19 protein-coding genes are annotated in these 13,620 nt (G+C 51.9%); 16 read left to right on the top strand and 3 right to left on the bottom strand.

The genetic code is table 11. The annotated features are described in order from the left end of the window. The coding region (locus ABYP33_RS05875; protein ID WP_373089349.1) for a DUF5906 domain-containing protein at nt 1-2,261 on the bottom strand (2,261 nt) is incomplete at its 3' end. Beyond that, nucleotides 2,258-2,437, bottom strand: a complete 180-nt coding sequence (locus ABYP33_RS05870; protein WP_373089347.1) for a Cro/CI family transcriptional regulator — start codon at nt 2,435-2,437, stop codon at nt 2,258-2,260. The genes ABYP33_RS05875 and ABYP33_RS05870, both read right to left, overlap by 4 nt. A 67-nt stretch (nt 2,438-2,504) precedes the next feature. On the opposite strand from ABYP33_RS05870, the gene ABYP33_RS05865 reads away from it, so the two are divergent. The 16 genes from ABYP33_RS05865 (at nt 2,505) to ABYP33_RS05790 (ending at nt 11,741) form a co-directional block, all read left to right on the top strand. Further along, nucleotides 2,505-2,840 carry a hypothetical protein gene (locus ABYP33_RS05865; protein WP_373089345.1) on the top strand — a complete coding sequence of 112 codons (336 nt, stop codon included), beginning with the start codon at nt 2,505-2,507 and terminating at the stop codon, nt 2,838-2,840. Beyond that, nucleotides 2,837-3,955, top strand: a complete 1,119-nt coding sequence (locus tag ABYP33_RS05860) for a DUF2800 domain-containing protein (protein WP_373089343.1) — start codon at nt 2,837-2,839, stop codon at nt 3,953-3,955. The genes ABYP33_RS05865 and ABYP33_RS05860 overlap by 4 nt, the downstream gene beginning before the upstream one ends. A 74-nt stretch (nt 3,956-4,029) precedes the next feature. Beyond that, nucleotides 4,030-4,557 carry a DUF2815 family protein gene (locus tag ABYP33_RS05855; protein WP_373089341.1) on the top strand — a complete coding sequence of 176 codons (528 nt, stop codon included), beginning with the start codon at nt 4,030-4,032 and terminating at the stop codon, nt 4,555-4,557. A 38-nt stretch (nt 4,558-4,595) separates the two neighbouring features. Next, complete coding sequence (locus ABYP33_RS05850; protein WP_373089339.1) at nt 4,596-6,383, top strand: hypothetical protein; 1,788 nt, start codon at nt 4,596-4,598, stop codon at nt 6,381-6,383. Continuing rightward, nucleotides 6,376-6,639, top strand: coding sequence for a VRR-NUC domain-containing protein (locus ABYP33_RS05845; RefSeq protein WP_373089337.1), 264 nt, complete (start codon nt 6,376-6,378; stop codon nt 6,637-6,639). Before ABYP33_RS05850 ends, ABYP33_RS05845 begins: the two co-directional genes overlap by 8 nt. 54 nt (nt 6,640-6,693) lie before the next feature. After that, nucleotides 6,694-7,227, top strand: a complete 534-nt coding sequence (locus ABYP33_RS05840; RefSeq protein ID WP_373089335.1) for an HNH endonuclease — start codon at nt 6,694-6,696, stop codon at nt 7,225-7,227. Next, nucleotides 7,208-8,572, top strand: a complete 1,365-nt coding sequence (locus ABYP33_RS05835; RefSeq protein WP_373089333.1) for an SNF2-related protein — start codon at nt 7,208-7,210, stop codon at nt 8,570-8,572. Before ABYP33_RS05840 ends, ABYP33_RS05835 begins: the two co-directional genes overlap by 20 nt. 51 nt (nt 8,573-8,623) lie before the next feature. Beyond that, nucleotides 8,624-9,028, top strand: coding sequence for a hypothetical protein (locus tag ABYP33_RS05830; protein WP_373089331.1), 405 nt, complete (start codon nt 8,624-8,626; stop codon nt 9,026-9,028). A gap of 64 nt (nt 9,029-9,092) precedes the next feature. After that, entirely contained in the window at nt 9,093-9,284 is a 192-nt protein-coding gene (locus ABYP33_RS05825; RefSeq protein WP_373089329.1) for a hypothetical protein, read from the top strand. After that, nucleotides 9,281-9,430, top strand: coding sequence for a hypothetical protein (locus tag ABYP33_RS05820; protein WP_373089327.1), 150 nt, complete (start codon nt 9,281-9,283; stop codon nt 9,428-9,430). The genes ABYP33_RS05825 and ABYP33_RS05820 overlap by 4 nt, the downstream gene beginning before the upstream one ends. Continuing rightward, on the top strand, nt 9,427-9,606 hold the full coding sequence (locus ABYP33_RS05815) for a hypothetical protein (protein ID WP_373089325.1): 180 nt from the start codon (nt 9,427-9,429) through the stop codon (nt 9,604-9,606). Before ABYP33_RS05820 ends, ABYP33_RS05815 begins: the two co-directional genes overlap by 4 nt. Beyond that, the gene (locus tag ABYP33_RS05810) at nt 9,599-9,988 is read left to right on the top strand and encodes a DUF3310 domain-containing protein (protein ID WP_373089323.1); all 390 of its coding nucleotides are present in this window, start codon (nt 9,599-9,601) and stop codon (nt 9,986-9,988) included. The genes ABYP33_RS05815 and ABYP33_RS05810 overlap by 8 nt, the downstream gene beginning before the upstream one ends. A 192-nt stretch (nt 9,989-10,180) precedes the next feature. Beyond that, nucleotides 10,181-10,330 (top strand): hypothetical protein, encoded by a 150-nt coding sequence (locus ABYP33_RS05805; protein ID WP_373089321.1) that lies wholly within the window; start codon nt 10,181-10,183, stop codon nt 10,328-10,330. Beyond that, nucleotides 10,320-10,613 (top strand): hypothetical protein, encoded by a 294-nt coding sequence (locus ABYP33_RS05800; RefSeq protein WP_373089319.1) that lies wholly within the window; start codon nt 10,320-10,322, stop codon nt 10,611-10,613. The genes ABYP33_RS05805 and ABYP33_RS05800 overlap by 11 nt, the downstream gene beginning before the upstream one ends. Beyond that, entirely contained in the window at nt 10,606-11,091 is a 486-nt protein-coding gene (locus ABYP33_RS05795; protein ID WP_373089317.1) for a hypothetical protein, read from the top strand. Before ABYP33_RS05800 ends, ABYP33_RS05795 begins: the two co-directional genes overlap by 8 nt. Nucleotides 11,092-11,339: 248 nt before the next feature. Next, the gene (locus ABYP33_RS05790) at nt 11,340-11,741 is read left to right on the top strand and encodes a hypothetical protein (RefSeq protein WP_373089315.1); all 402 of its coding nucleotides are present in this window, start codon (nt 11,340-11,342) and stop codon (nt 11,739-11,741) included. Here the strand turns inward: ABYP33_RS05790 and ABYP33_RS05785 are convergent. Beyond that, nucleotides 11,731-13,080 carry a hypothetical protein gene (locus ABYP33_RS05785; protein WP_373089313.1) on the bottom strand — a complete coding sequence of 450 codons (1,350 nt, stop codon included), beginning with the start codon at nt 13,078-13,080 and terminating at the stop codon, nt 11,731-11,733. The genes ABYP33_RS05790 and ABYP33_RS05785 overlap by 11 nt on opposite strands. Nucleotides 13,081-13,620 lie beyond the last annotated feature (540 nt).

Below are 13,620 nucleotides of genomic sequence, written 5' to 3'. Positions count from 1 at the left end.
TTTATCCTCTTTCCTTCAATCTGTTCGTATCCCATTTCAAGCAAAATTGCGGTCAGGGTTCGGGTCTTCGGGATTTCGGTGCCGTCGCTCTCACACAGCTTATTGAGCCAAGTCACGTCCAAAATATCCGAATTGATGACCTCGCAATGATGCTTTTCGATAGCGTCTTCCAGCGCCAAACGCTCCGGCGAAGTGCTGACAGCCATCATCATTTGACGCGCTTTTGTGTCTGGCGCTCGCCCTGTCGGGTTGAAATTTGGGGAAATTTTATACGTTTTCAAGAACGCCGCGAGAGCGTCAGGACGCCTCCGAGTTTCAGCAAATAGGTCTTCAAAATACTGCGCCGCCGCATCCTCGCCGCCCAATTCCTTATACAGTTGATCCTCGCTCTGTACCCTGGAAAACAGCACACAATAGCGCCTATCGCCACTAGTAAGCGGGATGGCGTCCTTGTGGTTGGTCAACATCATGTAACTGGTGAAGTTGGGAACTGTGCGGTGGTCGCGCCCCTTTTCCTCTATCTGCACCGTGTCATTGGTCAAAAAGGGCTTCATGCGGTCAAGCACTTCATAACGGTTTGTACCGTTCATGCGGATTTCTTCAATGACCGTAACCAATGAGCCGTGCGCCCATCCTGTGAAGCGGCCAGCGATGGCGGTAGGGTCAAGGTTCTTTACGTGGTCGCCCAATATCTGTTGTAGTAGCACACAGAAATAGCTTTTGCCCGTACCTTGCGCCCCTTGCAGCAGCATCGCCCAATTGACGCGCTTGCCGGGGTTCTGCACCACGTAGGCCAGCCAATCAAGCAATATGCCTTGCTCGCGCTCATCTGACAGAGTGAAAGCCACATGCCGCAACAGGCGATCAATGACACTCTGCCCGTCCTCGTCAATCTCGTCGCAAGGCTCACAACCTTGGGGCCGGTAGGTGTTGAGCATGGTCTTACCGTCCGATTCGAGCAGCTTTTCGGCACCCGGCCAGAATATCTTATCCACTACTGTGGGTAAGCGATAATCGACCAGTGCAAGAGAGGATGCTGACTTTTCGGCCAGTAGGCACTCAGGTTCTCGGTCGTACTTGGCGTTGAAGGCTTCGCGCTTGATCTCGTAGCACAATACGGTCTGGGCAAACTCACAGGACATTTCGACGTAAACCCAATCTCGCAGCCATTCGGGCATATCGCCGCGAGCGCCGTCAAAGCTCCCGCCTTGCCGCCCTGACTTTGGTTGGAGCGCCGTCTTAATGTCGGTGCGGCTCATACCCTTATCCTTGCCAATGCCCGCCGCCAGCTCTGCGGCCACCATTGCCCGCATATCTTTAGGGAGATCGGTATAGGGTGTTGCGCGGATTTCGCGCTTGAGCGCGTCATAATCCTCTATGGACTCAACCGCCTTGGCGCGCTCTATCCAGCCACCAACTTTGTCAACGGCGATGGCGTCACGTCCCCCGGCCCTGTGGATGACATAAGCGAAGGTAACGGGGTTACTCATCGAGCGCTTGCCGAAAGACTTATACCGGGCCTTAATCTCGTCAAGGTCATAATGCTGACTGGCCTTTGACCAATCTCGCCAGATTTCAGCACCGCGCTTAGCGCCCTGGAACTGGTGGTGCAAGGCCATCCCGACATTAAGCCAAGTGTCGTGATGGTCAACATCGCTCGCAGGCAGCTTGGCGATATAGGCAAGGATTTCATCCTCAGTAACATCAAGCGGCTGCGCTGCGATTGCGCCTAACAGGTCGTTGTCGCCATCGTCGAACGGATCAGGGCCAGCGCCCAACAGCGTCAACGCCTCTGCGGGCAATTCCGGCAACCATTCCGGCGCGATACCTTCGGGAAGGCCAACCAGCGTACAGTCGGTGTAACCATCGCCCGAACAAATCCACCCTTTGCCGGATACGCGGGTATCAAAGCCGTCAACGCCGAAAAGATCGGAGCCTTGCTTGAGCTGAGCGTCACCGATTGAAAAACCGTAATGCTGCCCGCCGCTAACGGTCTGCTGTAACAAAGCGTCATCCCATTCAAGCGAGCAGCCTAGCGCCATCTCGACGGCTTCGCGGGTTACGCCTTTATCGGTATCAAGGTCGATAACCAGTACGCCTTGGGGGATAACAATGCCAATATTGGTGGCAGTAGACAGCTCGCGGGAGCTGGCCTTGTAGGTGTGCCAGTCAACGCCGCGAGGCACGGCAGGGACTTTCTGCCATTTGGATTTGGCGTTATCGTAGAACTTTTTAACGGGGAAAATTTGTAACTCGCTCATTCAGAGACTCCCATTTCAACAGCTTTAAACCTTCCATTTGTAACCTTTTCGATTTGAATTGCCCTTGCGGGCGGTATACCCTCAATAGCCCATTGCGACACGGCGCTACGGCTGACACCTAAGCGCCGAGCCATCTTGGCCCTTCCGCCAAACCACCGAACAATATCAGCGAACATGCTTGATTCCTTATAAGTGTTTAGCTATCCTTAACAACTGTACCACAACCTAAAAGGAAAACGCAAAATGCTAGAAACTGAAATCAAAGACCTGAAAAACGAAATCCGCGACCTTCGGCTGGTGATTAACAATCTGTTCTTACACCTGAACAATGGCAAAGACACCTTGCCGCCAGTAGAGACAGAACCGGAAAAAGCCGAAGCTGCGCCCGTAGAGGAATCCCCCGCCGATGCTGTCACCCACAAAGAGCTACAAGATTTGTGCTTGGCGATGGTGCGCAAGGATCGGAAGCTGAAAACCGCCATTAAGGATGCGCTCGCTGAGTACGGGGCCAATGTTATGGCTGATGTTCCGGCTGACAAGCTGCCCGCGTTGAAAGGCACCTTGGAGGCGATGCAATGACAGCACACGCCAAACTAAGCGCGAGCGGGTCGGCCAGATGGCTGGCCTGTCCGGGCAGCGTCAAGGCCGAGGAAGGTCTAGCCGATAAGTCATCAATGGCCGCAGCAGAAGGCACAGCCGCTCACGAGTTGGGCGAGCTTGTGCTAATGCAGGGCGGCAACTGTTCGGACTGGCTAGGCAAGATGTTGCCAGATAACAACGAGTGGGAAGTAACTCACGAGATGGCCGACGCCGTTCAAGTCTACGTCGATTACGTGCGCAACCTCGGGGGCGAACAGTCTTACGAAATCCGCGTCGATTTCAGCGACTGGATACCGGAAGGGTTTGGCACTTGCGATGCGCTCGCGGTGAATGGCGACACGCTCTACGTCACTGATCTCAAATACGGCAAGGGTGTCAAGGTCTACGCGGAGCAGAACAGCCAAGGGATGCTCTACGCACTAGGGGCGCTGAACGAGTACGAGCTTGTCTATCAGATCAAGCGGGTAGTTATTACCATCGTGCAGCCACGGCTTGACCACATCGACGAGTGGGAGATAAGCGCTGATGAGCTTCTTAAATGGGGTGAGTGGGCGAGCCAACGCGCGGATATGTGCCTTGAGCCTGACGCCGAACGAGTGCCAGGAGAGAAGCAATGCCAGTGGTGCAAGGCGCAAGCCAAATGCCCTGAGCAGAAAGCCTACGCGGAGCGCATATTGCTTGTTGAGTTTGATGACATTAGCGAGCAAAAGCCGGTCAACACGCTGAGCGATGAGCAGCTACGCGCCGCGCTCGAAGGTAAAAAGCTGGTGCTGTCGTGGCTGGATGCCGTGGAGAAACACGTAACCGAAAGGCTGACAAGCGGCGAAGGGTTCCCAGGCTTCAAGCTGGTTGCAGGTCGGTCAGTGCGCCAATGGCAGGACGAAGACAAGGCGGCTGTTGATCTTACGGAGCGATTGGGCGAAGACGCCTACACGCGCAAGCTGCTGAGTCCCGCGCAAGCCGAGAAGGCGCTGGGTAAGGCCAAAGCGAAAGAGATTGCGGAGTTGATTGTTAAAGGCGAGGGTAAGCCAACACTCGTGCCGGAAAGCGACAAGCGCCCCGCAGTAAATATCACTGCCAATGATTTTGATTAAAATTATTGACATTGAAAAACGCAGCCAATATGCTGTGACTTCCTAAACGGAAAAGCCTAAACGGAGAAACTACAATGGCAAAAATCAAACTGCAAAACGTTCGTCTTTCTTTCCCTTCCCTGTTTCGCAAAGCTGTTTTCAACGGCGAAGAAACGAAATTTGAAGCGACATTCCTGCTCGATAAAGAGGCTCACGCCGACACGATCAAGGAAATCAAGGCCGCTATCAACGAAAAGTTGAAAACCGACCTGAAAGGCGCAAAGCTGGCCTCTGATAAAATCTGCCTGAAAGATGGCGACGAAATCGACTACGAGGGCTACGATGGCTGCATGTCTATCAAGGCAAGCAACAACAAGCGCCCTCTCGTTATCGACAACGACAAAACGCCGCTGAGCGAAGATGACAACCGCGTATATGCCGGTTGCTACGTCAACGCCGTCATTGAGCTGTGGGCGCAGAACAACAACTACGGCAAGCGTATCAACGCGAACCTGTTGGGCGTCCAGTTCTACAAAGATGGCGAACCGTTTGGCGATGGCGGTGTGTCTGCCAGCGTTGACGACTTCGACGCCTTTGAAGATGACGACGATTTCGACATTTAACCCTGTCTAGGTCATAGCCGCCTTCGGGCGGCTTTTTTATGAGGCTACCCCTCGTGATTGTTATTGATACCGAATGCTATAAAGATTATTGGCTTTTATCCGCCAAACACCTGCCCACTGGCCGCGTTAAGCATTTTGAGCTTTATGATGACCACCCGTTGACGCGAGGCGTTAGCGGCACATTATCGAATTACACTAGTATCAGCTTTAACGGTAACGGCTACGACTTACCAATGATTGCCGCCGCTTGCCGTGGCTACAACAACAAACAGCTAAAGGCGCTGAGCGATCAGCTTATTACCGGCAAGGCTCCCGCGTGGAAAGTATGCCGTGAGCGAGAGCTGGAGATTCCCGCCAGTTGGGATCATATCGACTTGATAGAGGTCGCGCCTGGGCAAAGCAGCCTGAAAATTTACGGGGGTAGGTTAGGCGCTCCCACCATTCAAGACTTGCCATTGCCTCCTGACGCAAGCATTAACGCAAAGTGCCGCGAGCTGCTGAAAAGTTACTGCGTTAATGACCTTGATACAACCGCGCTACTGTATGAAAACCTGAAAAGCCAAATATCGTTGCGCGAAGATATGGGGTATCAGTACGGTATGGACTTGCGCAGTAAATCGGACGCGCAGATCGCCGAGAACGTTATCAAGTCTGAGCTGTCGGCGCTGACTGGCAAACAATATCGCCCCGCGAAGATCGGAAAGGATCCCAAATTCCGGTACAAAGACCCGAAGATAATACGCTTTCAAACGCCAGAGCTTCGCGATGTATTCAAGCGCATTCTTGAAACCCGCTTCACAATGTCGCCTACCGGCTCTGTTATGCTCCCCGATTGGCTAAAAGAGAACAAGATTAGCATTGGCCGAAGTCAATACCAGATGGGAATAGGCGGGCTGCATAGCTGCGAAAAGTCGCAATGCGTTAGGGCCGGCGATAATATCCTGTGTGATATGGACGTCGCCAGTTATTACCCCAACATCATATTGCAGCAAGGGCTTGCTCCTGAATCGCTTGGGGAGCCGTTCTTGAGGGTTTACGAGTCGATTGTTAAGCGCCGCATAAAGGCCAAGCGAGAAGGCGACAGCATAACAGCCGATACTCTAAAGATTGCCGTTAATGGCTCATTCGGTAAGCTGGGGAGCAAATACAGCGCCCTCTATTCCCCTGACCTGCTGATACAGACTACTATCACCGGCCAATTGGCCTTGCTGATGTTGATTGAACGCCTTGAGCTTGCGGGCATATCTGTGGTCAGCGCGAACACGGACGGCGTGGTTTCTTACTGTGATAAGAGCAAAGGCCCGGAGCTTGAGGCTATCGCGTTTGATTGGATGCTTGACACGACTTACGAGCTTGAGCGCCAGGATTACCGCGTATTGGCTAGCCGCGACGTAAACAATTATGTTGCGGTCACTACTGACGGAAAGATAAAGAGTAAAGGCGTGTTTGCCCCAACAGGGCTTATGAAAAACCCAGATTCAGTTATTGTGTATGAGGCTGTTTCGCAGCAGATTGCAACGGGAAAGGATGCCCAACAGACCATAAAAGAATGCCGCGATATTCTCAAATTCGTTACGGTGCGCACGGTCAAGGGCGGGGCTAAATGGCGTGACGACTTGTTAGGTAAGGCGGTTCGCTTTTACTACAGCACGAGCGTTGCCGAGGACGAGTGTATACATTACGCCGCCAACGGGAACCGCGTACCGAAATCGGCAGGGGCGAGACCGCTAATGAGCCTTCCCGCAGAATTCCCAAAGGACGTTGACTATAAGGCGTATTTCGTCATGGCCGAAAAGCTGCTTTGTGAGGTTGGTTATTATGCTTGAGCGTGATATTGAGCGGGCGCTTGTTAAGCGCGTCAAAACACTTGGCGGAATGGCTGAAAAGTTCACCAGTCCGGGCCGTCGATCCGTGCCGGATAGATTAGTAACGCTGCCAGAGGGGCGCGTAATATTTGTCGAATTGAAAGCGCCGGGTAAGAAGCCGACGGATAACCAGTTGCGCGACCACCAACGCCGAATAGAGTTAGGTTGTGATGTTCGCGTTATTGATTCATTGGAGGCCGTTGATGCTTTCCCTTGACTTTGTTTTACCTTTGGATAACAATAACTTTTTGTGTTATATAAAGGTAAAACAATGACGCCCGAACTAATTAGAGAATTAGTTTTTTATAATCCCGATACGGGGGATATGATTTGGCGCGAGAGGGATAGAAAATATTTCTCAAAAGACTGTAGCCATAAAACGTGGAACACAAAATACGCTGGTAAACCTGCTGTTACCAAAGACGGAAAGGGTTACAGAGTAATCACTATATTTGGTAAACGGTATCTTGTTCATCGCCTAGCGTGGCTGTATATGCACGGTGAATGGCCCGAAATAATTGACCATATAAACGGGGACAAGCTCGACAACAGGTTGTGCAATTTACGAAGCGTTACTCAGCAACAGAATCATATGAATAATCGCCTTGCTTCAAACAATACGAGCGGCGTAACAGGCGTTTATTTCAATAAGCTGAGAGCTATATGGTGCGCCCAAATGAAATTCAACGGCGAAACGTATCACCTCGGATCGAGCCCTATTTTTGAAGAAGCTGTTGCCATGCGGAAAGCGGAAGAAAAACGCCTAGGTTTTTCAAAAAGACACGGTGAAAAAAGTGCTAGATAGATGCGATCTCCACGCTTATCAAGAAACGGCTATAAAATTTATAAAAGAAAAAAAGAGGGTGGCCCTATGGCTAGATTTAGGCCTTGGCAAGACGACTAGCAGCCTAACCGCCGCAAGTGATTTGCTCGACTCCCTCGCCGTTCAGCGCGTTCTCGTTATCGCCCCGTTGCGCGTAGCCAACAGCGTATGGGCGCAGGAGTGTAGGCAATGGGAACAGTTGCGGCATTTGCGCGTTGCGGTATGTACGGGCAGCGAGAAACAGCGCCTAAGCGCCTTGCAGAATGAGGCCGACATTTACACCATAAACCGCGAGAATATCCCTTGGCTGGTAAAACACTACACAAAGAAATGGCCTTTTGATGCGGTTATCATTGATGAGTCCAGCAGCTTCAAGAACCCCGGAAGCCAGCGATTCAAGGCGCTAAAGAAAATACTCCCTTATACAGAGTACCTTGTTGAGTTGACGGGTACGCCATCGCCTAACAGCCTGCTTGACCTATGGGCACAAATCTACCTGATAGACTTCGGCAAAGCGCTTGGCCGCACAATGACGGCATATAAACAACGCTTTTTTGAGCAGGACTATATGGGTTACAACTACACGCCGCGCAAAGGCGCAGAGGAACAGATTTACCGGCTTGTTGAGCCTTACGTGTTATCAATGAGCGCAGAGGATTATTTAGAACTGCCTGAGCGCATAGACCTTGAAGAACATATTGATCTACCGGCTAAGACCCTCGCCGCGTACATTGACTTTGAAAAGACGCTTCTCGCAGAGCTGGAGAACGGCGAAGAAATAGAAGCCATCAGCGCCGCCGCACTCGCCAATAAGCTTCTCCAATGGGCCAACGGGGCAGTGTACACCGATGAGCATGGTAACTGGGCGGAAGTCCACAAAGCTAAACTTGACGCGCTTGCCGAGATCGTAGAGCAGAACGATGGGGAGAATATCCTTGTTGCCTACAACTACAAAAGCGACCTTGCGCGACTCCGTAAGCGATTTCCCGACGCAGTTGTGCTCGATAAATCCGCAGAGACAATAACGCGATGGAACAACGGCGAGATTCCTATGTTGCTCGCTCACCCTGCCAGTGCAGGCCACGGCTTGAACTTGCAGAGAGGGGGCGCACTAGCGGTATGGTTTGGGCTTTGTTGGTCGCTTGAGAACTATCAGCAATTCAACGCAAGGCTGCACCGACAGGGCCAGGATAGGCCCGTGCGCATCGTGCATCTGGTTGCAGAGGGTACGATTGACCACCGCGTTATGACTGTATTGCATAACAAGGACGCCAATCAGAACAATTTATTACAAGCTTTGAAGCCGAAAACTATTGAAAGTGTGTAAATTGTTGACTAAAGTACACCCATACCAACAACACACCGAGAGGGTTTAAGCATGGACATCGAGAACCACATGGTCATAGGCGAAATACCAGAGTACGCCACCGATATGACCGACACCAAACGCAACGAGTTTATAGCCAACGAGTGCGAGCGGATGCTGAATGAGGCGGATATTCTCGAGCTTTTTTTGGAGTCTCCAATCTTGGAGCTTCAGCGCCGCGAGATTCAAAAGGCCGTTCAGCGTGTGATGGATGAAGGCCCGAACGATGATTATGTTATCCGTGCGTTCAATCGGGATTTTCGCAAGGATTCGGACAGGTTCGCCATTTGGATTGATATTTGTATCCGTCACCTGCTGCCAGATTACATGCTGTCAATGACGGCCTGTGATATTGGAACAGCCATCGAGGCGGCTGTGGATGATGAGATTGAGCGGATTGTGGAGGGGAGGTTGTGATGTACTGGCTCCTACTGTTAGCAGACCTTATTGATGAACTTAGAGAGAAGTGGAGGGAGCAATAGTGAGCAAGTACAAAATCATACAAGGCGCAAGATTAAACTATATTGGAAGCTCAACGCCTTTATTTTTTATTGAGTCGGCCAACGGGAAAACGATTGCAGAATGCAATACACGCCGCATGGCTGAAAAGATTGTGCGCGGACTAAATTTGGTTGATTTAGAAGAAAAGAAAAAGAGGGAGTTTAGGCTATGACAATCGAACCACTAACACAAGGCGGCTACCTGCTTTGCATTAGCTTTAAGGGCCGCAAGTTTGTAACTGAGTGCGATACACCAGCTCTGTGCTGGACTGTGGCGCGGGCTTGGATGAGTGATGTGGCTGGGGAGGGGGAGCTGTGATCCACAAATCCGAAATAAAAGTTAAAGACCCCATCCGCGCAGAGATAGAGGCGCAGGTTGCTGAGTATCTATCACGGGGCGGGAAGATAAAGCAGGCACCGTCAGAGGTGCGGCAGGGGGATGAGGCAAGGGTTAAGTCGTTTTTGCATAACTATGAGGGGAAGGGGAATGAGTAAGTTTAAGATTGGCGACGCTGTATGCACCACACCCGAATTTCTGGCGAAATATGGGCTTATGGCAAAAGGCAATATTGTTGAAATCTCAAACTCTGGGATGCTAAAGCTTACCAATGGCGAGTGGTATCACGAGCGCGACTTAACAGATGAGCCATGCACTACGCCTGTCGTGCCGATGGCAGACATGGTAAACCACCCGCCGCATTACACTAGCCACCCAAGCGGGATAGAGTGCATTCAGGTGACGGAGCATATGAGCTTCACCATCGGCAACGCCGTGAAATATTTATGGCGGGCTGATCTGAAAAACGGGCTGGAAGATTTGAAGAAGGCCGCGTGGTACATTCAGCGGGAAATTGAGAGAAGGGAGCGCGAAGCATGAACATCTGGCAAGCCGATATGAGCAACATTTACCAACAGATAACAGAGTGGCCCGAACGTGTCAAAACACTCAGACAAGAAAATCGAGCAACCGACCCTAACAGAGAAGTCCGGCACCTGCTTGCATCACCGGATGGAGCCTGTAATAAACGCACAGCGGATGCAGCTCGTTTGCTGGTATTGCCGGAAGTATGTGCGTCAGACCGTATCACCGGAGACACAGGAGCGGTTGGTGCGGGAGATGATGGAGCGCGGTGACTATGTGCGCAGCCGGGTGAACCGCGCTGTAGATCTGGATCGAGAGATCGATACGATATTCGATGGTGATGGTTATGAATCTTGAGGAGGAGCGGGAGCGTTTGCGGGAAGTGACCGAGCTTCACGAAAAGTGCGGCGATGTTGGGGCTGTGTTCTCTCGTTTGCTGGAGCCTCAAACCAAACTTGTCACCGCCCTAGAGCAGCTAGAGCAGGCGCGGGAGGCTTTGTTTTCACTAATGGAAGACTTGCGACTCAGGGCGCAGAAAGACCACGATGACACAATGGTGGTTGATGTGAGCTGGTCTATTTGGGAGAAGGCTCGCAAGGCAGAGCAAGCCCTCAAACAGCAGGAGGTGGGAGATGAGTGATCTTGAACAGCAACTTAAATGGCTTGACGACATTCGCAGCAGTGATGAATACAAAGAGGCTGCTTTAGAGAACAAGGTAGAACTTCTCGAAGAAGAAATCACCCGCCTGCGCGAACAACTGGCGGAGGCTGAGGGGCAGGAGCCGGTGGCCTTTACCTGTCACGGCAACAGCGCCCCCGCATATTCCTGCAACAAGCCCGGCGACATGAGCGGCATGTATTACCGCAACCCAGCACCCGCCAAGGTGCCGGATGAAAGCGAGCTGGTGCATATCGGTTACACAAACGGCGCGCAAGTGCTGTACTGCGTGGCAAACGAATCAGGCTCTTTTTATCCAGACACGGAGAACGATTCATGCATCCCGGTTTACATGCTCAGAACTCACGCGCACCGGCTGGAAAGCACGACTAATGGAGAGGTGACGCTCGACCGAATCAAACATGCATGGAAAATGCTCAAATCACAGGGCGGGGAGTGAGGTATGAGCCTAAAAATACTAATTAGAAAAGTTAAAGCAAAGCTGACCGGCAAGGTGCCATGCAGCTACAGAACCCTGCACGGCCACGACTTTGAGCGTACTAGTGAGATAAAGGAATATCGCGGAATCAAGTACGCATTTTTTGAATGCACGGTTTGCGGATTGAGGGCTGAGTACAACCAATTGCAGGGATATTACACAGAAATCTAACCTCCGAACATGAGGCCGCCAGCCAGAGAGGACTAACCATGAAACCCCTACTACTAACCACCATCCTCCTAGCCCTCTCATCCGAGGCTATCGCCTGCGATTGGTACGAGGTGGCTGTGAAGGTTGACCACTTTAATTCCGACAGGGAGTGGAACGAAGACGGCCCCCTATTCGGCTGCATCAAGAACCGGCACAATTACCGATACTTCAAAAACTCGCACGACTGGGACAGCTTCGCCTACACGCGCACGTATCCGTTTATAGGCCCGGTTCGCTTCGAGCTGGGCGCTGTGTATGGGTATCGGGACAAACTGCCCAATATCGGCGGTGTAGCGCCTTGGGCGACGTTTAAAGTCGGCTATGAGTGGGAGAACGTGCGGACAGAGTGCCACCTTCTCGGATCGTCGGTGCTGGCTTGTGTTTTGGGGGTTAGGTTTTAGCCCTCCACCTTCCCCCAATCACATGAATATGCGTCCGCTTACCGTTCGGATATATCACCACATGGCTATGCAGCCAGCTTGACGGGCCTCCAATATTGTACCCCATATCCAGCAGTGAGCTAGTGCCAGTCTGGTAGCAGCCGTCCACAATGCGCGGTGAGTGGCTGTGGCCTATGACTGACTTTGCCCCAATGCGTGACAGGGCCAGAGCAGAACCCCTAGCGCCGTTGGGGCCAATATCCCCATGATAGGCCAGCTCGATACCGTGGACGCTGTAGGACTCACCGGGAGCCATGTAGCGCGTTTTGCCATACCGTTTCTGCAACCGACGCGCCCACCACTCCAGCGGATCACACCACCCCCGCTTTTTAATCTCAGGTAGTATGCCCGCCCGCGTCTCTGCGAACACTTCAGCATTCTGCAAATCGTTGGCGTTCTTGTCTGATTCCAGCCATTTTAGAAAGTGGCCGTTGTGGTTACTGTCAACAATCACCACCTCCTTGGTTAACCCGGCGAAGTCATCAATTAGGGCCAAAGTCTGCTCAACCTCTGCGCGAACGTCATTGCGCCCCGTGTGGTGACGCCTGAAAGACTCAAAAAAGCCGTTATGATGGCTAGCTGACCCAAAGTCTAAAACGTCGTGCAGGACGATTCTGGATGGCTTGAGGGCTTCCGTCATCCCAGCCAGCGCAATAAGGTTGTCAGGGTCGTGGCGCTCAGCGTGTAAATCACCAGCTATCAAGGCAGCAACCGGCTTGCCCTGCTTCACCCCCTTCGGAGTATAAATCTTGTCCAAGTCGTAGAATGAGCCATCCTGGTTAGGCAGAATATGCCGGAGGTGGAACAAGTCACCGTCGCGCTCAACCACTACCGCACCAAGCGAATGGTGGAAATCACCCTTCGCCCCAGCCTTGCTGTCTGAATATTGGGATTTAGTCACCGCCCCCGTGGTGTAAAGTAATTTGGGTAATTCCTGCCCGCGAGTGGGGATAGACTCCATTGCGACCTTTGTATGCCCGAATATCCCGCAGTCCGATCCTGTGAGGCTGTCCAATCCGCTCAGAGGGCGCGTAGCCGTTGGCTGGGTCTTTATATCACCCATGATCTTTAGCCCTGGTATGGGGCTTTCACGCTTGCTGTAGAGATACGGAACAATGGCCGGGGAGTACTTCGGCTCTTTATCTTGGCTCTTGTTTGTTGGGTTGTGGTATCGGAGAGGGATGATCAGCAATTGGGCGTCGTGTGTTTCGCAATAGACCTCAAGGGATTTTAGAAACGGTGCTTGCGCTGGCGTGTCGTTGACCGCTGCCGTTACCACGTAGCGGGCCTTTTCTTGCATCGCGCCGAATTCCTCGCCCACATCATAAAGAGGTATATTTGACCGCTTGCCGCAAGAATGGCATAGCGTTTTACGAACCCTGCCGCCTGCGCGAACGTCCGACCCCTTGAAGGCTGTTTTATCGCTGCCGCACTTCGGGCATTTAAAGCCTACTGATCTTGTTTTCTCATTGTTACCCGGCACCCCTCACCCTCCTATGTATCCACATTGAAGTCCAGCATCCAAGCCAGCCGCCTGTACCGATCCAGAATACCACCCAGCTCAATCCAGACTCGGCAACGGTCAAGATTATGACCGCCTCGGTTAATGCCATCCCGTAACTGCCCAAGGGGATTAGCAGAAATTTATCATGCACAACATTGAGTTGCTGAAAACACTTCAGAGCCACCGCCAAATAAGCCGCGCAAAATGCAGTGAAATATATCATGTTTATACAATAGACCTGTTTTTATGTCGTGTCTATTTTTTGATCTTTTTTAATCGCTTTACACCAATGCCCACACTTACACCGCCATCCGGTTCTGAATATTTCCCCATTTG

The organism is Zhongshania sp. (assembly GCF_041584495.1).
Lineage (GTDB): Bacteria > Pseudomonadota > Gammaproteobacteria > Pseudomonadales > Spongiibacteraceae > Spongiibacter.
Note: the sequence above shows the minus strand (reverse complement) of the source record. Positions and strands in the feature narration are given on the sequence as shown.

Bases quoted from the DNA above. Each gene is read 5' to 3' on its own strand.
- ABYP33_RS05790 (WP_373089315.1), top strand. From the start codon at position 11,340: ATGAAACCCCTACTACTAACCACCATCCTCCTAGCCCTCTCATCCGAG.
- ABYP33_RS05845 (WP_373089337.1), top strand. From the start codon at position 6,376: ATGCTTGAGCGTGATATTGAGCGGGCGCTTGTTAAGCGCGTCAAAACA.
- ABYP33_RS05795 (WP_373089317.1), top strand. From the start codon at position 10,606: ATGAGTGATCTTGAACAGCAACTTAAATGGCTTGACGACATTCGCAGC.
- ABYP33_RS05840 (WP_373089335.1), top strand. From the start codon at position 6,694: ATGACGCCCGAACTAATTAGAGAATTAGTTTTTTATAATCCCGATACG.
- ABYP33_RS05810 (WP_373089323.1), top strand. From the start codon at position 9,599: ATGAGTAAGTTTAAGATTGGCGACGCTGTATGCACCACACCCGAATTT.
- ABYP33_RS05860 (WP_373089343.1), top strand. From the start codon at position 2,837: ATGACAGCACACGCCAAACTAAGCGCGAGCGGGTCGGCCAGATGGCTG.
- ABYP33_RS05820 (WP_373089327.1), top strand. From the start codon at position 9,281: ATGACAATCGAACCACTAACACAAGGCGGCTACCTGCTTTGCATTAGC.
- ABYP33_RS05870 (WP_373089347.1), bottom strand. From the start codon at position 2,437: ATGTTCGCTGATATTGTTCGGTGGTTTGGCGGAAGGGCCAAGATGGCT.
- ABYP33_RS05800 (WP_373089319.1), top strand. From the start codon at position 10,320: ATGAATCTTGAGGAGGAGCGGGAGCGTTTGCGGGAAGTGACCGAGCTT.
- ABYP33_RS05830 (WP_373089331.1), top strand. From the start codon at position 8,624: ATGGACATCGAGAACCACATGGTCATAGGCGAAATACCAGAGTACGCC.
- ABYP33_RS05855 (WP_373089341.1), top strand. From the start codon at position 4,030: ATGGCAAAAATCAAACTGCAAAACGTTCGTCTTTCTTTCCCTTCCCTG.
- ABYP33_RS05785 (WP_373089313.1), bottom strand. From the start codon at position 13,080: ATGCAAGAAAAGGCCCGCTACGTGGTAACGGCAGCGGTCAACGACACG.
- ABYP33_RS05850 (WP_373089339.1), top strand. From the start codon at position 4,596: ATGAGGCTACCCCTCGTGATTGTTATTGATACCGAATGCTATAAAGAT.
- ABYP33_RS05865 (WP_373089345.1), top strand. From the start codon at position 2,505: ATGCTAGAAACTGAAATCAAAGACCTGAAAAACGAAATCCGCGACCTT.